Origin of the sequence: Saccharospirillum salsuginis, from assembly GCF_014651855.1 — a bacterium.
Taxonomy (GTDB): Bacteria; Pseudomonadota; Gammaproteobacteria; order Pseudomonadales; family Natronospirillaceae; genus Saccharospirillum; species Saccharospirillum salsuginis.
The window spans coordinates 485,405-508,096 of the sequence record NZ_BMXR01000003.1; the positions used below are offsets into that span (position 1 = coordinate 485,405).

At 60.4% G+C, this 22,692-nt stretch carries 18 protein-coding genes; 9 read left to right on the forward strand and 9 right to left on the reverse strand.

Going from position 1 to position 22,692, the window contains the following annotated elements; genetic code table 11:
• Positions 1–5 precede the first annotated feature (5 nt).
• The 4 genes from metF to IE111_RS08325 all read right to left on the reverse strand — a co-directional run bounded on the left by metF (position 6) and on the right by IE111_RS08325 (position 4,884).
• Positions 6–839 (reverse strand): methylenetetrahydrofolate reductase [NAD(P)H], encoded by an 834-nt coding sequence (metF, locus tag IE111_RS08310; protein ID WP_189608082.1) that lies wholly within the window; start codon positions 837–839, stop codon positions 6–8.
• Between the two features lie 312 nt (positions 840–1,151).
• Positions 1,152–2,552 carry an adenosylhomocysteinase gene (gene ahcY / locus IE111_RS08315; RefSeq protein WP_189608083.1) on the reverse strand — a complete coding sequence of 467 codons (1,401 nt, stop codon included), beginning with the start codon at positions 2,550–2,552 and terminating at the stop codon, positions 1,152–1,154.
• A 178-nt stretch (positions 2,553–2,730) separates the two neighbouring features.
• Entirely contained in the window at positions 2,731–3,882 is a 1,152-nt protein-coding gene (gene metK / locus IE111_RS08320) for a methionine adenosyltransferase (protein WP_189608084.1), read from the reverse strand.
• A 12-nt stretch (positions 3,883–3,894) separates the two neighbouring features.
• Positions 3,895–4,884 carry a metalloregulator ArsR/SmtB family transcription factor gene (locus tag IE111_RS08325; protein WP_189608085.1) on the reverse strand — a complete coding sequence of 330 codons (990 nt, stop codon included), beginning with the start codon at positions 4,882–4,884 and terminating at the stop codon, positions 3,895–3,897.
• 248 nt (positions 4,885–5,132) lie between these two features.
• Between IE111_RS08325 and tkt the strand changes: the two genes are divergently transcribed.
• On the forward strand, positions 5,133–7,124 hold the full coding sequence (gene tkt / locus IE111_RS08330; RefSeq protein WP_189608086.1) for a transketolase: 1,992 nt from the start codon (positions 5,133–5,135) through the stop codon (positions 7,122–7,124).
• A gap of 124 nt (positions 7,125–7,248) precedes the next feature.
• Positions 7,249–8,271: a BMP family lipoprotein gene (locus IE111_RS08335; protein WP_189608087.1), complete on the forward strand. Its 1,023-nt coding sequence runs from the start codon at positions 7,249–7,251 to the stop codon at positions 8,269–8,271.
• Between the two features lie 71 nt (positions 8,272–8,342).
• On the opposite strand, the gene IE111_RS08340 is transcribed toward IE111_RS08335, so the two are convergent.
• Genes IE111_RS08340 through IE111_RS08355 form a run of 4 tightly spaced genes read right to left on the reverse strand, consistent with a single transcriptional unit; the run spans position 8,343 to position 12,240 of the window.
• The gene (locus tag IE111_RS08340) at positions 8,343–9,359 is read right to left on the reverse strand and encodes a zinc-dependent alcohol dehydrogenase family protein (protein WP_189608088.1); all 1,017 of its coding nucleotides are present in this window, start codon (positions 9,357–9,359) and stop codon (positions 8,343–8,345) included.
• A gap of 29 nt (positions 9,360–9,388) precedes the next feature.
• Entirely contained in the window at positions 9,389–10,492 is a 1,104-nt protein-coding gene (locus IE111_RS08345) for an NADH:flavin oxidoreductase (RefSeq protein ID WP_189608089.1), read from the reverse strand.
• A 12-nt stretch (positions 10,493–10,504) separates the two neighbouring features.
• Positions 10,505–11,242, reverse strand: coding sequence for an AAA family ATPase (locus IE111_RS08350; protein ID WP_189608090.1), 738 nt, complete (start codon positions 11,240–11,242; stop codon positions 10,505–10,507).
• The gene (locus IE111_RS08355; protein WP_189608091.1) at positions 11,242–12,240 is read right to left on the reverse strand and encodes an AvrD family protein; all 999 of its coding nucleotides are present in this window, start codon (positions 12,238–12,240) and stop codon (positions 11,242–11,244) included. The genes IE111_RS08350 and IE111_RS08355 overlap by 1 nt, the downstream gene beginning before the upstream one ends.
• A gap of 233 nt (positions 12,241–12,473) precedes the next feature.
• Between IE111_RS08355 and IE111_RS08360 the strand changes: the two genes are divergently transcribed.
• The 7 genes from IE111_RS08360 (at position 12,474) to IE111_RS08390 (ending at position 21,347) form a co-directional block, all read left to right on the forward strand.
• A complete protein-coding gene (locus IE111_RS08360) occupies positions 12,474–13,253 on the forward strand; it encodes a helix-turn-helix transcriptional regulator (RefSeq protein WP_229805288.1) in 780 nt (259 codons plus the stop codon).
• Positions 13,254–13,445: 192 nt separating this feature from the next.
• Complete coding sequence (locus IE111_RS08365; RefSeq protein WP_189608092.1) at positions 13,446–14,456, forward strand: BMP family lipoprotein; 1,011 nt, start codon at positions 13,446–13,448, stop codon at positions 14,454–14,456.
• Positions 14,457–14,928: 472 nt separating this feature from the next.
• Complete coding sequence (locus tag IE111_RS08370) at positions 14,929–15,930, forward strand: BMP family lipoprotein (protein WP_189608093.1); 1,002 nt, start codon at positions 14,929–14,931, stop codon at positions 15,928–15,930.
• A gap of 440 nt (positions 15,931–16,370) precedes the next feature.
• Entirely contained in the window at positions 16,371–17,948 is a 1,578-nt protein-coding gene (locus tag IE111_RS08375; RefSeq protein WP_189608094.1) for an ABC transporter ATP-binding protein, read from the forward strand.
• On the forward strand, positions 17,945–19,069 hold the full coding sequence (locus IE111_RS08380) for an ABC transporter permease (protein WP_189608095.1): 1,125 nt from the start codon (positions 17,945–17,947) through the stop codon (positions 19,067–19,069). Before IE111_RS08375 ends, IE111_RS08380 begins: the two co-directional genes overlap by 4 nt.
• A gap of 8 nt (positions 19,070–19,077) precedes the next feature.
• Positions 19,078–20,058 (forward strand): ABC transporter permease, encoded by a 981-nt coding sequence (locus IE111_RS08385; protein ID WP_189608121.1) that lies wholly within the window; start codon positions 19,078–19,080, stop codon positions 20,056–20,058.
• A 359-nt stretch (positions 20,059–20,417) separates the two neighbouring features.
• Entirely contained in the window at positions 20,418–21,347 is a 930-nt protein-coding gene (locus IE111_RS08390; RefSeq protein ID WP_189608096.1) for an isopenicillin N synthase family dioxygenase, read from the forward strand.
• A 211-nt stretch (positions 21,348–21,558) separates the two neighbouring features.
• On the opposite strand, the gene IE111_RS08395 is transcribed toward IE111_RS08390, so the two are convergent.
• On the reverse strand, positions 21,559–22,452 hold the full coding sequence (locus tag IE111_RS08395; RefSeq protein WP_189608097.1) for an aspartoacylase: 894 nt from the start codon (positions 22,450–22,452) through the stop codon (positions 21,559–21,561).
• Between the last annotated feature and the right edge of the window lie 240 nt (positions 22,453–22,692).

Consider the following 22,692-nt stretch of genomic DNA (forward strand, 5'->3'; position numbering starts at 1 on the left):
CTTGATTACCCCAGTCGATCCAGAATCGCCAGCGTCGGCTCGGCCCGGTTCATGGTGTAGAAATGCAGGCCGGGGGCGCCGTCGTCGAGCAATTCCCGGCACAGGGTGCTGACCACGTCCAGACCGATCGCCTGAATGCGGGCGGTATCATCGCTGCAGGCTTCCAGTTGCTTGCGCAGCCAACGTGGAATGTCCGCGCCGCAGGCGTCCGAGAACCGGATCAGGTTGGAGACATTGATGATCGGCATGATGCCGGGCACAACCGGAATGTCGCAGCCCCGACGGCGGACTTCGGCGACGAAATGTTTGTAGGCATCCACCGAATAGAAATACTGCGTGATGGCGCTGTTCGCCCCGGCGTTGGCCTTGGTGACGAAATTGTCGATGTCGCGGTCGAAGTTCGGCGCCTGTGGGTGCATCTCCGGGTAGGCGGCCACTTCGATGGTGAACCGGTCGCCGTAGCGCTGACGAATAAACGCCACCAGATCGGACGCGTAGCGGAAGTCGCCCCCGGTGTTGCCCATGCCCGAGGGCAGGTCGCCGCGCAGCGCGACAATCCGTTCGATGCCGGCATCGCGGTAGTGGTCCAGCAGACCGGTCAGGGTTTCCGTGGTCGCGCCGATGCAGGAGAGGTGCGGTGCCGTCGGCACGCCGCGCCGGTTCAGTTCAATCACGGTATTGATGGTGCGTTCCTGGGTCGAACCGCCGGCGCCGTAGGTGACGGAGAAAAATTCCGGGTTGGCCGTTTTCAGTTCGGTGTGAACGCTCAGCAGTTTGTCGTAACCCGCATCGGTCTTGGGTGGGAAAAATTCGAAACTGACAGGGACAGGGGTGCTCATGATGGGGGCTCAGGTGGTTTTTTGTTGGGTAGTTGGGCAAAGAACCGTAGGGTGGGCACCGCCCACCAAGGAAGGATAATAGGCCTTCGAACGAATCGATTGATTAGCTCGGCCCAGTAGGTTGGATTAGCCCGAAGGGCGTAATCCAACGATGGGGACCCAGGCGTGGAAAAGTACCTCCGCCACAATGTCGGATTACGCCCTTCGGACTACCAAGGCGCCGGACCGATCCTACCTGCACTGGTGGGCAGTGCCCACCCTACGGTGGTCAATCGCCGTTGTGGGCCGAAGGTTCCGGCCCACAGCGCGACATCAGTACTTATAATCCGACGGCTTGAACGGCCCTTCGACCGGCACGCGAATGTATTTCGCCTGCGCCTCGGTCATGCGGGTGATCACCCCGCCGAACCCGCGCACCATTTCCGCGGCGACTTCCTCGTCCAGCTTCTTCGGCAGCACCTTCACGTACAGGCTCTCGGCTTTCCTGTCCGCCGGCAGTTCAGCGAACTTCTGCTCGTACAGGTACATCTGAGCCAGCACCTGGTTGGCGAAGGAGCCGTCCATGACCCGGCTCGGGTGGCCGGTGGCGTTGCCCAGGTTCACCAGGCGGCCTTCGGCGAGCAGGATCAGGTAGTCGTCCTGGTCGTCGGACCGGTAAATCTGATGCACCTGCGGCTTCACTTCTTCCCAGCGCCACTGTTCGCGCATGAATTGGGTGTCGATTTCGTTGTCGAAGTGGCCGATGTTGCACACTACGGCGCCGTTCTTCAGTGCGGCCAGCATGTGCTTGTCGCAGACATTGGTGTTGCCGGTGGTGGTGACGATCAGATCGGTCGAGCCCAGCAGGTCGGTGTTGATGCTGTCCGCCGTACCGTCGTTGACGCCGTTCTTGTACGGTGAGACGACTTCGAAACCGTCCATGCACGCCTGCATGGCGCAGATCGGGTCGATCTCGGTGACCTTGACGATCATGCCTTCCTGACGCAGGGAGGCGGCCGAGCCCTTGCCGACGTCACCGTAGCCGATGACCAGCGCTTTCTTGCCGGCCAGCAGGTGGTCGGTACCGCGCTTGATGGCGTCGTTTAGCGAGTGACGGCAACCGTACTTGTTGTCGTTCTTCGACTTGGTGACGGCGTCGTTCACGTTGATGGCCGGCACCTTCAGTGAGCCTTCTTCCATCATTTCCAGCAGGCGGTGTACGCCGGTGGTGGTTTCCTCGCTGATGCCGTGGATCTGGTCCAGCAACTGCGGGTACTTGTCGTGCACCATGGCGGTCAGGTCGCCGCCGTCGTCCAGAATCAGGTTGGCGTCCCAGGGCGTGTCGCCTTCCTTTTCGGACAGAATGGTCTGTTCGATGCACCACAGGAACTCTTCCTCGGTCTCGCCTTTCCAGGCGAACACCGGGATGCCGGCGGCGGCGATGGCCGCGGCGGCGTGGTCCTGGGTGGAGAAAATGTTGCACGACGACCAGCGCACGTCGGCACCCAACTCGACCAGAGTCTCGATCAGCACGGCCGTCTGGATGGTCATGTGAATGCAACCCATGATGCGCGCGCCTTTCAACGGCTGGTCGGCCTTGTACTTGTTGCGCAGCGCCATCAGAGCCGGCATTTCACGCTCGGCGATGGCGATTTCACGACGGCCATAATCGGCCAGGGAAATGTCGGCGACTTTGTAGTCGGTGAAGTTGTCGAGGTTGGTTGCGGTAGTCATGGTGCCTCCGAAATTGAGTGTGTCGGCACCGGGAAAGGTTGCGGTGCCACCGATATTTGGATGGTTGGCACCGTAGGGTGGGCATGGCCCACCAGGGAAGAATACGGTGCCCCGAACATTGATTCAGCCAGACGGACTCGTGTTGCGGGCGTCAGGGAACTGGTGGGCAGTGCCCACCCTACTTGGCCGCATCCCGCAGCAATTCAACTTTATCCAACTTCTCCCAGCTAAAGCCTTCGCGCCCGAAGTGTCCATAGGCCGATGTCGGCCGGTAAATCGGATTGCGCAGGTCCAGCATTTCGATGATGCCGCGCGGACGCAGGTCGAAATGCTCGCGGACCAGGTGGGCGATCTTGTGTTCGTCGATGGTGTTGGTGCCGAAGGTGTTGATCGAGATCGATGTCGGCTCGGCCACGCCAATGGCGTAGGAGATCTGAATCTCACACTTGTCGGCGAGACCCGCGGCGACGATGTTCTTGGCCACATAGCGACCGGCGTAGGCGGCAGAGCGGTCGACTTTGGACGGGTCCTTGCCGGAAAACGCGCCACCGCCATGACGGGCCATGCCGCCGTAGGTGTCGACGATGATTTTGCGTCCGGTCAGGCCGCAGTCGCCCACCGGGCCGCCGATGACGAAATTACCGGTCGGGTTGATGTGGAACTTGGTGTCCTTGTGCAGCCATTCCGCCGGCAGAGTGTGCTTGATGACGTGCTCCATCACCGCTTCGCGCAGATCGTTCAGCGTGATTTCCGGATCGTGCTGGGTGGACAGCACAACGGCGTCGATGGCGACCGGCTGGCCGTTTTCATAGCGCAACGTGATCTGGGACTTGGCGTCCGGGCGCAACCAGGGCAGCACATGGTGCTTGCGCAGCTTGGCCTGACGCTCGACCAGTCGGTGCGCGTAATGGATCGGCGCCGGCATGTAGGATTCGGTTTCGTTGGTGGCGTAGCCGAACATCAGGCCCTGGTCGCCGGCGCCGAGTTCCTTTTCCTCGGCTTCGTCGACACCCATGGCGATGTCGGAGGATTGCTTGCCGATGGCGTTCAGCACCGCACAGGAGGCGCCGTCGAAACCCACTTCCGAGCTGGTGTAACCGATGTCGGTGATGACGCCGCGCACGATGTCTTCGAGGTCGACGTAGGTGTCGGTGCGCACTTCACCGGCGATGATGGCCATGCCGGTTTTGACCAGCGTCTCGACGGCGACGCGAGCGTGTCGGTCTTCGGTCAGAATGGCGTCCAGAATGGCATCGGAAATCTGATCCGCCATCTTGTCCGGGTGGCCTTCGGAGACCGATTCGGAAGTAAACAGGCTGTACTCGCTCATGGGCTTGGTTCCTCAAGTCAGCGTCGAAAGAGTGTCTGCGGGTTCGCAGTCCAGGGTCGATTCAGTGGCAACGGGCTTACGGTAGACCTGGGTCTGGACCTGGAAGCCGTTGCGCAGAGCCAAAAAGCGGCTTTGTTCCGTGTCTAGGCCCGCCGCCCGGGCCCATTGGTGCAATTCGTCCGGCTCGAAACCGAGCCACTGGTCGCCGCACTGATTGTGTGCCCACTCCTGATCGTGTCGACACAGGTCGGTGACCACCAGCAAGCCACCATCGTTCAGTAACTGGGCGCAGTGCACCAGTTCCTGGCCCGGCGCCGGGACATGGTGCAGCACCATGTTGTAGACGATGACGTCGAAATGCGCGGCTTCGCTGACCAGTTGACCGGTGTCGGCCTGGCGCAGGTTCAGATGGCTCAGGCCGGAGGTCTGGCTGCGGGCCTGGTCCAACATGGCCCGGGAAATGTCCACCCCGGTGACCGAGTCGAAGCGGTCGTGCAGCGCCGTCAGGAAATCGCCCTTGCCGGGACCGACTTCCAGGGCCCGCCGATGCTTCGGGAGTCGGCAACTGTCCAGCAGTTGGAGCGTCTCCGGCCCGTACTGATGAAACAGGGCGATGCGTTCCTGGTGCAGCTCGAATTCGTCCGCGTGGCTGGCGAAGAAGGCCTCGGCCGCCTGCAGCCGCGCCTGACGGATGTCCGCCAGTTTACGTTGTAAATCCTCGGGCAGTTCATACCCGTCGAGCGACCGGAACACCTGTTGTTGAATGCCCAGCCGGTCGGTCAGTGCACGCCGGTAATAAATGCTGTTGCCTTCACGGCGGCTTTCCACCCAGCCGGCCTTGCTCAGAATCTTCAAATGGTGGCTCATGCCGGACTGCCGGGTCTCCAGCAGTTCGCTCAGCTCGAGCACGCCAAACGCCCCGTGGCCCAACACCTGAAGAACGGTGAGGCGGATCGGGTCGCCGATGGCTTTGAAGAAGGGGGGCAGCTGGTCCAGTGTCATGGTCGGCAAGACTAGCAGCGGATTCCGGCTTTCACAATATCTATATCAAAAAATTTTGATATAGATTGCGATGCTGGTTGGAACGAAAGCTTTTTGATATAGTTCGACTACCAAAATAAAATTAACGCGCCGCTTGCTTTGCCCCATCTGGTTATTTTTGGGACAATCCCGGGCCTTTCCGGGACATCACCTCCCGGCCTTCCGGACTTAATGCCGCACGCGAAACCAAAACAATCGAGGATCTTTCGATGCCGTCACGTAGTGATCTTGCCAACGCCATCCGCGCTCTGAGCATGGATGCGGTGCAAAAAGCCAAATCCGGTCACCCGGGCATGCCCATGGGCATGGCGGACATTGCCCAGGTGCTGTGGTGCGACTACCTCAAGCACAACCCGACCAACCCCCAGTGGTTCGACCGCGACCGCTTCATGCTGTCCAACGGTCACGGGTCCATGCTGCAGTATTCGCTGTTGCACCTGTCTGGCTACGATCTGGGCATCGAGGACCTGAAACAGTTCCGCCAACTGGACTCCCGCACTCCGGGCCACCCCGAATTCGGTTACACCCCGGGTGTCGAGACCACCACCGGCCCGCTGGGTCAGGGCTTCGCCAACGCCGTCGGCTTCGCGCTGGCCGAGAAGACCCTGGGCGCCCAGTTCAACCGCAAGGGCCACACCATCGTCGACCACTACACCTACGTCTTCATGGGCGATGGCTGCATGATGGAAGGCGTCTCCCACGAAGCGGCGTCCCTGGCCGGCACTCAGGGCCTGGGCAAGCTGATCGCCTTCTACGATGACAACGGCATCTCCATCGACGGCGAAGTGGATGGCTGGTTCACCGACGACACAGTCAAGCGCTTCGAGTCCTACGGCTGGCAGGTGATTCCGCGCGTGAACGGCCACGACCCGGAAGAGATCGACCAGGCCATCGAGACCGCGCGTGCCAACCTCGAACAACCGACGCTGATCTGCTGCAAGACCATCATCGGCTTCGGCTCCCCCAATAAGGAAGGCAAGGAATCCAGCCACGGCGCGGCACTGGGCGACGACGAGATCACCCTGACGCGCGAGAAGCTGGGCTGGCAACACGCCCCCTTCGAGGTTCCGCAGGACATCTACGACGCCTGGGACGCCCGCGGCAAAGGCCGCAAGGCGGAAAGCGACTGGAACGACAAGTTCACCGAATACAAGGCCGCCTACCCGGATCTGGCCGCCGAATTCGAGCGTCGTATGAAGGGTGAACTGCCGGCTAATTTCGAGCAGGTCGCGAACGACTACATCCAGAGCGTCAACGACAAGGGCGAGACCGTGGCCAGCCGCAAGGCATCCCAGAACGCCATCGAAGCCCTGGCCCCGAACCTGCCGGAACTGTTCGGCGGCTCCGCCGACCTGGCCGGCTCCAACCTGACCTTGTGGAGCGGCGCCAAGGGCGTCAGCCAGGCCGAGCCGGACGGCAACTACTGCTTCTACGGCGTGCGCGAGTTCGGCATGACCGCCATCATGAACGGTTTCGCCCTGCACGGCGGCTTCCGCCCCTACGGCGCTACCTTCCTGATCTTCATGGAATACGCGCGCAACGCCGTGCGCATGTCCGCGTTGATGAAGCAGCCGGTGATCCACGTCTACACCCACGACTCCATCGGTCTCGGTGAAGACGGCCCGACGCACCAGCCGATCGAGCAACTGGCCAACCTGCGCCTGACCCCGAACCTGGACGCCTGGCGCCCGGCCGACGCCGTCGAAAGCGCCGTCGCCTGGAAATGCGCCATCCAGGCCGACGACCGTCCGCAGGCACTGGTCTTCTCCCGTCAGGGCCTGCCGCATCAGGCACGCAGCGACGAGCAGATCGCCGACATCGAGAAGGGCGGTTATGTGCTGAAGGATTGCGACGGCACCCCGGCCGCGGTCATCATCGCCACCGGTTCCGAAGTCGGCCTCGCGGTCGAAGCCGCCGATCAGTTGAACAGCGCCGGCACCCCGACCCGCGTTGTCTCCATGCCCTGCACCCAGCGCTTCGACGCTCAGGGCGCCGCTTACCGCGAGTCCGTTCTGCCGAACGGCATCAAGCGTGTCGCCGTGGAAGCGGGCATCGCCGACTATTGGTACAAGTACGTCGGTCTGGACGGCGCCATTCTGGGCATGAACAGCTTCGGCGAGTCGGCCCCGGCCGGTGACCTGTACAAGCACTTCGGCATCACCGCCGAGAACCTGGTTAAGCTGGTGAAAGAGACCGTTTAATCGGGCCGCCCTCACCCGTGCCGGGTGGGGGCGCTTTCCTTCCTCTTTTTCGGGTCGATCTGACCTGACAACCCCGCTATACTCCCGCGCCTTTAACCATCCGGTCAACTTAGCGCGAGGGGTCATGACAGCAATCCGAATCGGTCTTCCGGGAGCCTTACTGGTACTCTTACTGGTGTTTGCCAGCCTGGTTCAGGCATCCATCAAACCGGCCGTCGCTTATACCGACGGCAAGAAGTTCGACAGTTCCTTTAACGAGGCTGTGTTCCGCGAAGGGGTTTCCAAATTCGAGGGTAAATACGGCATCGAGGTCACCGAGGTGAACCCGTCAGCCGTGGCCGAGTTCGAGCAGTCCTTGCGGAATCTGGCCGAGCAGGGCCATAGCCCGATTGTGGCGGTCGGCTTTTCCTATGCCGATGCCGTCGCCACGGTGGCGGCCGAGTATCCGGCCTTGCAGTTCACGATCATCGATGCGGTCGTGAATGCGCCCAACGTTCAGTCGCTGACCTTCAAGGAGCATGAAGGGTCGTTTCTCGTGGGCGCTCTGGCCGCCATGAAGGCGGAGCGACCGGTGCTGGGGTTCATCGGTGGTATGGATCTGCCGTTTATTCGTGGTTTTGCCTGCGGTTACGCCCAGGGCGCCCATCATGTGGATGACGACAGCCAGGTGCTGGTGCGCATGATGGGGGATACCCCGGATGTCTGGTCCAACCCGGCCATGGGCGCGCAGTATGCGAATGCGCTCTTCACCGATGGCGCCGAAATTGTCTACGCCGCCGTCGGGGGCAGCGGTGTCGGCGTGTATCGGGCGGCCAAGAACGCCGGCAAACTGGCCATCGCCGTCGATTCCAGCCAGAACTACCTGCACCTCAATACCATGTTGACCTCCATGGTAAAGCGAGTCGGCCTCGCCGCCTTTAAAAGCTGGGAGCAGGCCGCTCATGATCGCTGGCGTCCGGGTGTGCATCGGCTCGGCCTGGCCGAAGGCGGGGTCGATTGGGCATTGGACATCTTCAACCGCCAACTGGTCAGTTTGGAGATGGAAGCCCGGGTGAACGAGCTGCGCGAAGCGGTTATCGAAGGCGATATCGAGGTCGTGGACTATACGGTGGCGGACCATTGTCCGGTGCCGTTGGTTGGGTTGTAGGGTCTTGGATCGGTTGTTGGGTTACGCCCTTCGGGCTAACCCAACCTACGATTTAGTTGCGGTGGGGCATCCTACAGCTGGATGACGATCTTGCCGATGTGAGCGCCGGCTTGCAGTCGTTCCAGTGCCCGGGACGCCTGGTCGAAGCCGTAATGGCGGTCGATGACCGGGCGCACGTGGTGCACTTCCATAAAGCGGAGCACTTCCTTGAGCATGGACATGGGGCCGACGGTAATGCCCTGGACCCGCGCGTTACGCTGCAGGATCTGCATCGGATTGAAGTCGTGTTCCAGCCCGGCGACCACACCGATCAGGCTGATTTTCCCGCCGAGCTTCACCGCCTCGAGGGATTGGGTCAGTGTGGCCGGACCGCCAACCTCCACAACCTGATCCACACCCTCGCCCCGGGTCAGTTCCCGAACCTGGTGCGGCCAGTCCGGCAGTTCCCGGTAGTTGATCACGGCATCCGCGCCCAGATTGTACAGCCGGTTCATCTTGTCTTCGCATCCGGTGGTGGCGATGACCCGCAGACCGGCCGCCTTGCCGAACTGGATGGCGAAGGTGGAGACGCCACCCGAGCCAAGCGTCAGTACACTGGAGCCGGGCGTCGGCGGAAACGGGGCCGCCATCAGCGCGTGCCAGGCCGTGACCGCCGCGCAGGGTAGGGTGGCGGCCTCCTCATAACTCAGGGTGTCCGGAATGTGCACCACGCCCTTGGTGTTCAACACCACGTATTCACTGAGCATGCCGTCGATCGGGCCGCCCAGAGTGGACATTTTGTGGTGATCTCGTGGGGGGCCCTCGATCCAGCTCTGTGAATAGGCGGCCACGACCCGGTCACCAACGGAGAATCCCGTCACATCGGGTGCGACGGCTTCAATTTCGCCGGCACCGTCCGAGGTCGGGATGCAATCGGGTTTGGTCATGCCGCGATACAACCCTCGGGCGACGATCAAATCCCGAAAGTTGAGCGACACGGCTCGAATTCGAATGAGGACTTCGCCCGGCCCAACCTCGGGCAGGGGCAACTCGACCGCTTTCCAGGCCCGCGCCAGGGAAGCGCCTTCTTGTACTTGATAGGCTCGCATTGTCGTTATCCTGTTTGTTGGAGAGGCGATCAAACCAGCGCATTGAGCGCGGCCGGGTCGAAGGCGTGCAGTTCCTCGGACCGACCTTGCCGGACCTTGTGCGTCCAGGCCGGGTCGGCGAGCAGTGCCCGGCCGACGGCGACCAGATCGGCCTCGCCATCCTCGAATAACTGAATAACCCGGTCGATGCCGACGGTATCGGCGCCGCGCCCTTCGACCAGGGCGGCCAGGAAATCCTCGTTCAGGCCAATGGAACCCACGGCGATGGTGGGTTTGCCGGTCAACTCCTTGGTCCATCCGGCGAGAGTCAGTCCGGAATGGTCGAAGGCCGGTTCCCAGAAGCGACGGGTGGAGCAGTGGAAAACATCGACGCCAGCGTCGACCAGGGGCGACAGCAATTGGTCCAGTTGGGCCGGTGTCTCGGCCAGGCGGGCGTCGAAGTCCTGAATCTTCCATTGCGAAAAACGAAACAGAATGGGGAAGTCCGGCCCGACAGCCTGGCGACAGGCGTGAACGATCTCGGCCGCGAATCGGGCACGCTGGCGCAGGTTGCCGCCATAGGCGTCGGTGCGGCGGTTGGTCGCATCCCAGAAAAACTGGTCGATCAGGTAGCCGTGGGCACCGTGCAGTTCGATGCCGTCGAAGCCCATGGCCTGGGCATCGGAAGCGGCCATGGCGAACGCCTGGATGATCCGGTCGATCTCCTCGAGTGTGGCGGCCTTGCCGGCCTTCACGCCCGGCCCGACCAGCCCGGAAGGGCCGATGGGCGGTATCTGCGGGTTCGGTTCCGAGCCCGGGGTGCGCATCATACCGATGTGCCACAACTGGGGCATGATCCGGCCACCGACGGCGTGCACATCCTCGACCACGGCGCGCCAGCCGGCCAGGGCGTCCTCGCCGAAAAACCGGGGGACGTTCGGGTCGCCCGACGAAGCGGGGTGGTCGATGACGGTGCCTTCGGTCAGGATCAGGCCGACGCCGTTTTCGGCGCGCCGACGATAATAGGCCGCCACATCATCCCCGGGGATCCCCCCGGGTGAGCAGCTGCGCGTCATGGGTGCCATTACGAAACGATTGGGCAGCGTGAGATGGCCCAGTTGATAGGGTTGAAACAAAGGATTGTTGTCTGGCAAAACGGACTCCTTTCAGGTTGGGTGGTTCGGCGAGTCTGGATTCGCTCTTCCCTGAGACAGGACTCCTGGAGTGTTGAGGCCTTGGGCCTCGAGCCTGGCTTGCGCCCGGCGAATGGCTTGACGCACCGGCATTCGCCGGGGCAATGGATAGTAGGCGAGGATCTTCTCCAGCCGGGTTTCGAGGTCACCGCTGATCACCCGATGGGGAATGCCCAACTCGACCAGGGTGCGCAGCAGCAACCGGTCGGACAGATAGCGGAAGCGTTCCGAGACCGGCCTGTGTCCGTCCTTCAACAGCGGAAATTCGATCGGCAGGTGAATGAATTCGTCGTATTCGGTTTGGGCGTGTTGCTTGACGACCCGTCCGAACTGATCGAGTACTTCGGCGAAATACCGTCGTCGCGGCCAGGTCGCCAGTTTGGTCAGCTCCTGGCGGACCGAACCGAGCGCCGGGTTGATGCCGGTTTCGAGCCGGGCCTGGCCGTAGACCCATTCATGCAGGCTGGACCCGTCAGAGAGAAAATCGGGGCCGGCCAAAGCTTCGTTGATCGCGCGTTCCTTGAACCGGCGGATGCCCAATTGAATCAACTCGGCCGAGGAACAAGCCTCCAGATTCTTGCCGGGCACGGCCTCGGGCAGGATTTCCCGCATGGTCCGTGCCTGGGTTCGGGGAATGCCCGTGATCAGCGCCAGTGCCTCGGTCGTCGTCGTTTTACCGGTCGAATAGGTTCCCGAAACCGCGATACGCATCAGACGTCCTCCCGATAAGAACCGGGCAACCGGTAGGCGAGGGAAAACAACCCCCTGCTGGAACCGAGCGTGCCCTGCATACGAAACACGCGCCAGGATTCGCCGCTCTTTTTCAGGGTGCGATGCCAATCCAGCCAGACGTGTGCCGGGGTGTCACCGCAAGCCTGAAAATGCGTGGCGTTTTCCAACACCACCGACCGCATCCAGAGGGTGTTGCTGTTTTCACGGGACAGGCCATCCTTGCGGTAAATCAGTGCCTGCGCCAACTGACCGAGCACCAGGATGACCTCGATGGGCGCGAGAAACTCCGAACCGTTCTGAGACGATGAATGCGATGAATAATTCGCCCGGACTTGATCGTCGTTGGCGCCGAACACGAGCTGTGACACATCGTGCGTTGTATCGGTCCGGGTCGCGCGATGGCATTGTCGGGAATAGGGTTTATCGGGCGTGGTCTGAAAATCGAGTTCGGCCGGTAAGGGGGAGTCGCGCCACTGGCCGTCGTGCTCGATCACGGTATCCAGACTCATACCGCCGATCCGTGCCTGGAAATGCGACTGAAAACGTCGAAATTCTCCGCGACGATGGGTCTCGTTCAGTTTGACCGACAGCGGAATGGCCGCCAAGTTTTCCAGCGGCCGCGATCCCGCTTTCATGTCCACCCGACGGATCAAAGGTGGAATGCTGCCGGGCGTCATTTTGTAGCATGCGGCCAGTAGCGTTTCGCAGGCACAGCAATTAAGCCACATGGCATCGATGGTGCTTAAATGCGGCTTCATTGGGTACAGACCTTTTCGAGACCAATGAGCCGGATAGTCGATGCGAATATCGGCGGTCAGCTGTCGGTTGACCGTGTTGAACGATTGGTTGATCAGTTGGTGATCAACCTGTTTGAATCCCTGACCGAAATATCGGTCGTGCTTGTTACCCAGCAGAGCATCGATGTCCGGATAGTGCGTTGGAGTGATCGATGACGATGCGTGTTGAAATCCCTGCATGCTCGACCTGCCTTGTTGTTTTATTCTAGTTATCTGGAATCGTTTATTGTGAGTGGGCCGGAATCGTCTGACTACCTGGCGGAATGGCCAGTACGCATCGTGGCTAGGTATAAGGAACGCTTTCCGCTATTATGAACCGGCGGACCAGGGTGACGGGCCGCGAACCAAGTCGAGGAGAACAACCAACTCAGTCATACCATTCAGCAAGAAAAAAACCGTTGCAAGGATACGCCATGGGCAAATACTGTGATCTCTCCAGGGAAGATCTGATTCGCCTGCAAGAAATGAGTGTGGATGCCTTGCAGGTCACGTCTCAGTCCGAACTGGACGCTTATATACAATCATTTTCCGATGTATTTCCGGTCGAACAATTGGCCATTGTGTCGTTTTGTTATCACGATGTGGGGTGGCGATTGTTGGCACTTCACAATCGCGGTTTTCCGCCGGAACGCGAGCGGGATTTTCTGAAAAACGACGGATTGTCCGCCTGCGATGTGTTATCGGAAAACGGTGACATCGTTGTGCGACATTGGCGCTTGGGAGAAGAGGCCGACGGGTCGTCCGTGGGGCTCGATGCCGCGCGATACGGAGTGGAATCCGGACTGTATGGCCTCATCAAACCGCGTCACGACCTCGTCGGTGTCATGTGCTCCCTGGCCGGCCCCTCGGTCGCCGACCACACCCGGCTGTCGGCTTTCCTGAAAGCCTGGCTGCCGCACTTCCAGATCGCCCAGACCCGGGCCCTCGTCGGCCGCCACCCGCCACCGCACACCGATATTGAACTGACCCCGCGCGAATACGATGTCCTGCGTTGGCTGTGCAGCGGCAAGACCAACTGGGAGATCAGCCGGATTCTCGACATCAGCGAAAGCACGGTGAAGTTTCACGTCGCCAACCTGACCCAGAAGCTCGGCGCCAGCAATCGGACTCACATCGTCGCCATGGCCGGGCCGGTGTTGGCATCGCATCGGTATCGGTTGGCGGGGGATTCCTGTAGGGCCGAAGAGCCATAGACGATATCGGCCGTCCGTACCGAACCGAGGCTCTGGATTAGCCTCCGGCTCGGTTTATGACGGCGGATATCGCTGCGCTCTTCCGCCCTACAGGACGTTAAGCGAACTATTTCACAAACAGGTCTCGATCCCGTTAGCCAAGGGGGATATACTCGATTAAAAACTAACCAACAGGTCAAAAAGAGGGGTGTCATGTCTGCCATTCGTACCGGGATTCTACTGGGGTTGTTGGCTGTAAGCGGGCTGTCTCATGCCGCCATCAAACCCGCCGTCGCCTATTCCGACGGCGCCAAATTCGATAATTCCTTCAATGAATCGGTGTTCCGGGATGGCGTCGTCCGGTTCGAAGCCACCTACGACCTCGACGTCACCGAGGTGAACCCCGATGACGCCAGCGACTTCACCCAGGCGCTGCGTACCCTTGCCGAAGGCGGGCACAGCCCCATCGTCGCCGTCGGTTTTTCTTACGCCGACGCCCTGGCCCAGGTCGCCGGTGAATACCCCGACCTGCAATTCGCCATCATCGACGCCGTCGTCGACGCCCCCAACGTCCAGTCCCTGATGTTCAAGGAGCACGAAGGCTCCTTCCTTGTCGGCGCCCTGGCCGCCATGAAAGCCAACGACCCGGTGCTCGGCTTTGTCGGCGGCATGGACCTCCCCTTCATTCGCGGTTTCGCCTGCGGCTACGCCCAGGGCGCCCACCACGTCGACGACGACAGCCGGGTTCTGGTCCGCATGATCGGCGATACTCCCGCCGCCTGGTCCAACCCCGAACGCGGAGCGGAACTCGCCAACGAACTGATCCAGGCCGACGCCGAGGTCGTCTACGCCGCCGCCGGTGGCAGTGGCATCGGCGTCTACGAAGCCGCCAACCAGGCCGGTGCCTACGCCATCGCCGTCGACTCCAACCAAAATTACCTGCATCTCAACACCATGCTGACCTCCATGGTCAAACGCGTCGGCGTCGCCGCTTACCAGACCTGGCAGCAAGCGGCGGAGGGCACCTGGCAGCCCGGCGTTCAGCAACTCGGCCTCGCCGAAGGCGGCGTCGACTGGGCGCTGGACATCTTTAACCGCCAACTGGTGCCGCTGAATGCGGAAAAGCGCGTGAATGAATTGCGTCAGGCCATTATAGATGGTGACATTCAGGTACACGGCTACACCAGCAACAACCAGTGTCCGGTACCGTTGATCGAGTCATAAAAGGGCCGGATATTTGCATTAAATTTCGTAGGGTGGGCACCGCCCACCAATAACGTTTGGCGGCCGGAGCCCATTTGAACCATGTAGGTTGGATCGGCCGACGCTTCGGTAGCCCCGAAGGGGCGTAATCCAACGTTTTTAAAGGTGGCGGGGGAAGGCATTGTGGCAGGGGGTCATTAATGGTGGGCGGTGCCCACCCTACGGCAGCCATACCAATATAGTGAGTGGAGACCCACCGGGTTCTCCACGGATTCTCGGCACAACCCTGGATAGATGAATCCAGGATGAATCAGCTGTGATTTTACCGATGTAACGGGAAGACGGCTGTGTATAATGCAACAGTTTGTTGCAAGGGTACTTAAGGGGTTGACCAATCGGTCAGCTTTGCCTAGAGTGCATCCAACGGCTCTGTTGGGCCCGTTGGGCGTATGCAAAACAACCATAAAAGTTCCACGCTGAAAGGGGATTCACCATGAAACCTATGTTAAAAGCTGCCGCGACGGCTGTATTGTCATTCTCCGCCGCCATCGCCGCTGCGGAAGATTTCCAGCCCGCCGTTGTCTACGACACCGCCGGTAAATTCGACAAATCCTTCAACGAAGCGGTGTACCGCAACGGTGCCGAAAAGTTCACCATGGACAAGGGCATTGCCGTTCGTGAATTCGAACCGCAGAACGAAGAGCAGCGCGAACAGGGGCTGCGTCGTCTGGCCAGCCGAGGGTTCAGCCCCATCGTAGCGGTCGGCTTTAACTACTCCTCCTCGGTCGAGAAAGTCGCCGCCGAGTTCCCGGACGTGCAGTTTTCCATCATTGACTCCGTGGTTGACCTGCCCAACGTCCAGTCCATCATCTTCGCCGAACATGAAGGTTCTTTCCTGGTTGGCGCCCTGGCCGCCATGAAGTCCGAAAGCGACGCCGTTGGTTTCGTCGGTGGTATGGATATCCCGCTGATTCGCAAATTCGCCTGCGGTTACGAGCAGGGTGCCAAGCACGTCAACAGCGACATCGAGTACTTCGAAAACATGACCGGTTCCACCCCGGCGGCCTTTAACGACCCGGCGCGCGGTTCCGAGCTGGCCAAGTCCCAGATTTCCCAGGGCGCGGACGTCATCTTCGCCGCCGCCGGCGGTACCGGCATCGGTGTTTACCAGGCCGCGGCCGACGAAGGCGTTTACGCCATCGGTGTCGACTCCAACCAGAACTACCTGCAGCCCGGCACCATGCTGACCTCCATGGTCAAGCGTGTGGGCGTCGCCGCCTACAAGACCTGGGAAGACGCCCAGGCCGGTGAGTGGGAAGGTGGCATCCGGGTTCTCGACCTGGCCGCCGGCGGTGTCGATTGGGCGCTGGACGAGTACAACGAAGACCTGGTCACCGACGAAATGAAGGCCCGTATGGCTGAGATCCGTCAAGCCATCATCGACGGCGAGATCGAGGTGCACGACTACAGCGCAACCAGCAGCTGCGAACTCTAAACGTTCGACTATGCTGTGTGACGCCGGACTTTCAATGAAAGTCCGGCCCTTATTTGGGGCACTCGCCCACGGGTGAGTGCTCTTTTTGTACATGGATGTACTTATGCTGCGTGCACATGGATGTGCAATAGCAGTGTTTTGTACACGGACGTACTTATCTCGCGGAGCACAGGATGTGCGGGAGCGAATTTGTACATGGATGTACTTATGCTGCGAGCACAGGATGTGCAGGAGCAGTAATTGTATAAGGACGTACTTATGCCGTTTTGGGAAATATCACGGCCAATCTGGCCCGGTCAGCCGGGCTGTCAGCGGCCTCCTAAAGTGGGAATTGAGCAGCGGCTTACCGGCCGGACTTGTCCCGAGGTCGTCCCTGGTTCGAACCGGGGGCAGAATAATAAAACGAGTTCCTTCCCATTAACTGATTTACCGGGTGACCCATGACTGCCCAGACAGACTCTGCTGCAGACCTGGCCCTTGAGCTGCGCGGCATCGATAAAAGCTTCGGCGCCGTACGCGCCAACAAGCACATCGACCTCAAGGTGGAAAAAGGCACCATTCACGGCATTGTCGGTGAGAACGGTGCCGGTAAGTCGACCCTGATGAGCATCATCTACGGCTTTTACCAGGCCGATAAGGGCGACATCTTTGTCGATGGCCAGAAACTGCAGATCAAAGATTCCAAAACCGCCATCTCGGCGGGCATCGGTATGGTGCACCAGCACTTCATGCTGATTCAGAATTTCACCGCCATCGAGAACGTCGTTCTCGGGGCCGAAAGCGGCAACCTCATCGACGACAGCCTGAAAAAGGCGCGCGCCGAGATGGAGCACCTGGCCAAAGAATACGGTCTGGAAGTGCCGCTCGACACGCCGGTTGAAGAACTGGCCGTGGGTTACCAGCAACGCATCGAGATTCTCAAGGCCCTGTATCGCGGCGCCAAGATTCTGATTCTCGACGAGCCGACCGGCGTGCTGACGCCACAGGAGACCGAGCATCTGTTCAAGGTGTTGCAGTCCCTGAAAGAGCAGGGCACCACCGTCATCCTCATTACCCATAAGTTGCGTGAAATCATGGCGGCGACAGACAACGTCTCCGTCATGCGTCAGGGTGAGATGGTGGCGCATGTCCGCACCCAGGACACCAGCCGCGAACAATTGGCCGAACTGATGGTCGGCCGCAAGGTACTGCTGCGGGTCGAGAAGGGCGCCTCCACCGTGGGCGACGTCAAACTGTCGATGGACCACGTCAGCCTGACCGACCATATGGGTGTCAAGCGCCTGAAAGACGTCTCTTTGAACGTACGTGCCGGCGAGATCGTCGGTATCGCCGGTGTCTCCGGCAACGGCCAGTCCGAACTGCTTGAAGCCCTCGCCGGTATCCGCGCGATCAACGAGGGCGAGATCGATCTGAACGGTCACAAGGTCACCGCCGACCACCGCCTGAGTCCGTCCGAAGTGCGCAAGGTCGGGGTGGGCCACATTCCCGAGGATCGCCATCGTATGGGCCTGATCAACGCCTTCCCGGCCTATGAGGCCTTTGTGCTCGGCTATCACCGCAGCCCCGAGTACAACGGCAAGATTCAAATGAAACAGAAGTCGATGATCGACGACTGCGCCGAGAAAATGGAACGCTGGGACGTCCGTCCGCAGGATCCTTACCTGAAAACCGCCAACTTTTCCGGCGGTAACCAGCAAAAACTGGTTATCGCACGTGAAGTCGAGCAAAACCCGGATGTGCTGCTGATCGGTCAGCCGACCCGCGGGGTCGACATCGGCGCCATCGAGTCCATCCACAAGCGCATTCTGGACATGCGCGCCGCCGGTAAGGCCATTTTGCTGGTCTCGGTCGAACTGGACGAGATCCGCTCGCTGGCCGACCGCATCCTGGTCATGTTCGACGGCATCATCGTTGGCGAAGTCCCGGCGGACAAGGCCGACGAACGCACCCTCGGCCTGATGATGGCCAACATCGTACCCGAAGAAGTCAAAGCTCTGCAGGCGGAGGAAACAGCATGAGTCAGCAGCGGATCCCTGCTTGGATTACGGTCGGAGTTATTCCCCTGGCCAACGTCGCGTTGGCCGCCTTCGCCGCCGGTCTGGTTTTCTGGTACCTGGATATCAACCCGTTCGACGCCCTCGGCACCATGGCCTACGGCGCCTTCGGCAGCTCCTATGGCTGGGGCTATACCCTCTACTACATGACCAGTTACATTTTCACCGGTCTCGCCGTGGCGGTCGCTTTTCAGTGCGGCATGTTCAACATCGGCGGTGAAGGTCAGGCTTACATTGGCGCTTTGGGCGTCGGCCTGGTGTGTCTGGCGCTCGGCGGTCATGTGCCCTTCATCATCCTGTTACCGATCAGCATCGTCGCGGCCGCCGTCTTCGGCGCCCTGTGGGCGTTGATTCCGGCCTGGTTGCAGGCCACGCGCGGTTCGCACATCGTGATCACGACGATCATGTTCAACTTCATCGCCGCCGCGCTGATGAACTACATCCTGATCAATTTCCTCAAACCCGACGGCACCATGTCGGTCGAAAGCGCCGTCTTCCACGAGTCGGCCTGGATTCCGAAGATGCACGATGTCCTGGCAGTCTTCGGTATTTCCCTCGACCGTTCACCGTTGAACCTGTCGATCTTCTGGTCGCTGTTCGTAGCCTGGGCGGTTTGGGTCTTCCTGTGGCGCACCCGCTGGGGTTATGAGATCCGCACCGTGGGTAGCAACGCTACCGGTGCACAGTACGGCGGCATTGGTATCCCGCGTGTGGTCATTCTGACCATGCTCGTGGCCGGTGGCCTGGCCGGTTTCATGGCGCTCAACGTCGTGCAGGGTGAGGCGCACCAGATCAAGCTGAACCTGGTCAACCAGATGGGCTTCACCGGCATCGCCGTTGCTCTGATGGGGCGTAACCACCCCATAGGCATTGTCTTGGCCAGCCTGCTGTTCGGGTTTCTGACTCAGGGCGGCAGTGAGCTGCAGTTCGAATACTCCATCGATGCCCGCATCGTGGTTGTACTGCAAGGGTTGGTGATCCTGTTCTCCGGTGCCCTGCAGAACATGATGAAACATCCGATCGAACGACTCTATCTGACCCTGGCGAATCGCAGCGGGTCGGACCAAGCGGCAGCGGAGGCCTGATCATGGAATTGTTCAACAGCATTATCCTTATTCTCGACGCCACCCTGCGCAACGCCACGCCGCTGATTTTCGCGGCGCTGGCCGGCATGTTTTCCGAGCGCACGGGCATCGTGAACATCGCGCTGGAAGGCAAAATCCTGATCAGCGCCTTCGCCGGCGCGGCCGCGGCCTACGTTACCGGCTCACCCTGGATGGGCTTGTTGGCCGGTATCCTGGCGTCCGTCGTCTTTGCTCAATTGCATGCTTTCGCGACCGTGACGCACAACGGCGACCATGTCGTTTCGGGCCTGGCGATCAATATTTTGGCCGCCGGTTTGACGGCGTCCCTCGGCAATTTCTGGTTTCATCAGGGTGGTAACACACCGAACCTGGTGAATCGCGCCGAGGAATTGAACGCGCGTTTCGAGCCGATCGTACTGCCGTTCGCCAAGGCCCTGGAAGATGTGCCGATCATCGGCGGCATCTATTCAGAGTTGCTCAGCGGCCACTATTTCCTGGTGTACCTGGCGTTCATCGCCGTGCCGCTGTGCTGGTTCATCCTGTTCCGCACCAAGTTCGGCCTGCGTGTGCGCGCCGTCGGTGAGAACCCGCAGGCGGTGGACACGGCCGGTATTTCCGTCGCCAAGACCCGCTACCTGGCTTTGCTGGTGTGCGGCATCCTGGCCGGTTTCGCCGGGGTCTACCTGTCCGTCGCCCTGACCGCCCAGTTCTCGCCGAACATGAGTGCCGGTAAGGGCTACATGGCCTTGGCAGCCCTGATTTTCGGTAAGTGGCGGCCGCGTGGCGCGCTGCAGGCGTGTCTGCTATTCGGTGTGCTGCAGGCCATCGCCGACCGCAGCCAGGGGCTGGTGATCGGCGGCATCGAAATGCCCGTTCAGCTGATCGAGGCCTTGCCGTACATCCTGACCGTGGTCCTGCTCGGTGGCTTCATCGGCCGTGCCGTGGCGCCGAAGGCGATTGGTCGTCCGTACGTGAAAGAACGTTCGTAAGTTGATTATGGAGTTCTAACTTGGCGCCAAAACCCGCACCGGCTGCCGGGTAGACCTATTCGGGGTCGCGCGGGATGCCGCCCACTTAACCCGTCCATGGGGGCTTGGCGGCAGCCATCCATGGCTGCCGACATCCCCGAATAGGTCTACCCGGCAGCCGGCGCTAGCCTGGGGTGAACTCCTAATACCAGACAACCCAATGCGCCCCGATCGGGCGCTGGTTGTACGGCGAGAAGGCCCTTAAAAAAGCCTCCGCCAAACCCGGATGCGATGCGTCGCTCCCCGGGACTCACTGAGAAGACCGGGCCCGGGCGGGGCGACACCCCGCCCGGTAGGCCCACACATTCGAGAGCCTTGCCATGACAACAATTCCTTCCCTAGACCTGTCCCGTTTTGATTCCGACCCGGAAGCCTTTGTCCAGGAAATGGGCGAGGCTTATCAAGCCTGGGGCTTTGCCGGCATCACCAACCACGGTATCGACCAGTCCATCATCGTCAATGCCTTGCGTGCGGCGGAGAAAGTGTTCGCGCTGCCGGATGAGACCAAGAAACAGTACTTCAAGGATAACGGCGGCACGCGCGGTTACACCCCGTTCGGTACGGAAGTGGCCAAGAATGCCGAACACGTCGATTTGAAGGAGTTCTGGCACGTTGGCCGCGAGATCGACGGCGAGCCGCCGCACAAGGACCTGACGCCGAACGTCTGGCCTCAGGAAGTGCCGGAGTTCAAGATCGCGATGCTGGCGCTGTATTCGGCGTTGGATAATCTGTCGCGCGTCCTGTTGCGGGCCTTCGCTTTGTTTATCGGCGAGGATCAGCACTATTTCGACGATAAGGTGAATTACGGCAATTCCATTCTGCGGCCGTTGCACTATCCGCCGATCCTGGATCCGAACCTGCCCAATGTCCGTGCCGGCGCGCACGAGGACATCAACCTGATCACGCTGTTGGTCGGCTCCGAGCAGGAAGGCCTGGAAGTGCTGAACAAGAAAGGCGAGTGGGTGGGCATTTCGATGATCGAGGGCACCATCATTTGCAACGTGGGCGACATGCTGCAGCGGCTGACCAACCATGTGTTGCCGTCGACGACGCACCGGGTGGTCAATCCCAAGGGCGAAGCCGGCAAGGTGTCGCGCTTTTCGATTCCTTTCTTCGTCCACCCCAACCCGGGGACTTCCCTGGATGCTCTGCCCCAGTGCGTCACCGAGGACAACCCCAAGCGCTACCCGCCGATCACCAGCGACGAGTACCTGATGGAGCGTCTGCGCGAGATCGGGTTGATCAAGTAAGCTAGACGGTGGTTGGTTTGAATCGCCCCTATCGTGGTTTTGAAGGCCGGGAGGACGGGTGGTCCTTTTCCGGGTCGCCGTGAACCCATCCATGGGGGCTTGGCGACAGCCATCCATGGCTGTCGACATCCCGGAAAAGGACCACCCATCCCCCCGTCCTTCGCATCTCAACTGCTGCTAAGCACCGCCACTGCTTCGTCCAAGAATAAAATCACGACTTCGGCAACTGAATATCGACCGGCCGCATCAAACTCAGGCCGACATGGCGGTCGTAATACGCCGCTTCATTAATAAACGCCCCGAACAGTGTCTCCGTCCCCTCATAAGGCAATGTATCGCCGTTTAATGTCATAAACAGCGGGTCGCCCGGGTGGATGGGTTGGTAGTCGGCATCCTGCAGGTTCGGATGCACCATGGCGGTCAGTTCTCCGCGTTCGTTCTCTGGCAGATGCACCTTTTCGACGAACTGGAAGCCGGGTTGGATATCCGGTAGCGACGGGACGTCGCCGGTGTTGAAGGCCTGCAGGAAGTCGAGGCACAACTCGGTTGCTTGCCGGGTCTGGTCGTAGATGTCCCATCGCAACAAGCCTTGCGGAATCGGCCCCACTTCCACCACCAGGCCGTGTTTGCGGCCGAGCGAGATGAGGAAGTTGTCCCGCATGCGATCCTCGGGTTCGTAGAACAGGGTCACGTCCGGCATTTTTTCCTTCACGTAAAACGCCATGCCGACCACCAGCGGGTCGTCGGATTTGATGACCAGGGTGGTGCCCATGTTGGCGGTGGTGGTGTGCAGGTCGATGACGAAGTCGACTCGGGGCTCGTCCTTGGGGCCGAGAAGGGTGTTCAGTGATTTGGCCCGGTTCTGTTCATAGCCGCACAGTTCGTGGTTGTTCAGGTCGTCCCAGTTGAACTGGCGATTGAGGTCCTGATCCAGATACCGGCGGTTACAGCCGTTGGCCTTGGGGTTGGCGAGGTGGAGTTCGGTGACGAAGCTGTCACGACAGACGATTTCGGGGTTGTTACGCCAATACTTGAGCAGATGCACGCCGGTGAGTTCGTTGCCGTGGGTGCCTCCGGTGATGGCGACATGTTTGATGGCAGCCATAAAGGGATCTTTCACCTGTCCGGTGTTGAATGGTTAACTCCCAGTATGATGGCCTGGAGAAAAATGCCAAGGGTTTGCTTGGATGATCAATCCCGCTGCGGTTGCCCACCTTGGAAAGATAGGTTGGCTCAGTCAAGTAGGGTGGGCACTGAGGCTGTGAGAGTATTTTTTTGCCGGCATCACATTGGTTTTAGGCTCGTTCATGCTGGTTAGAATGCCCTCCGGCACCCGCAATTGGTA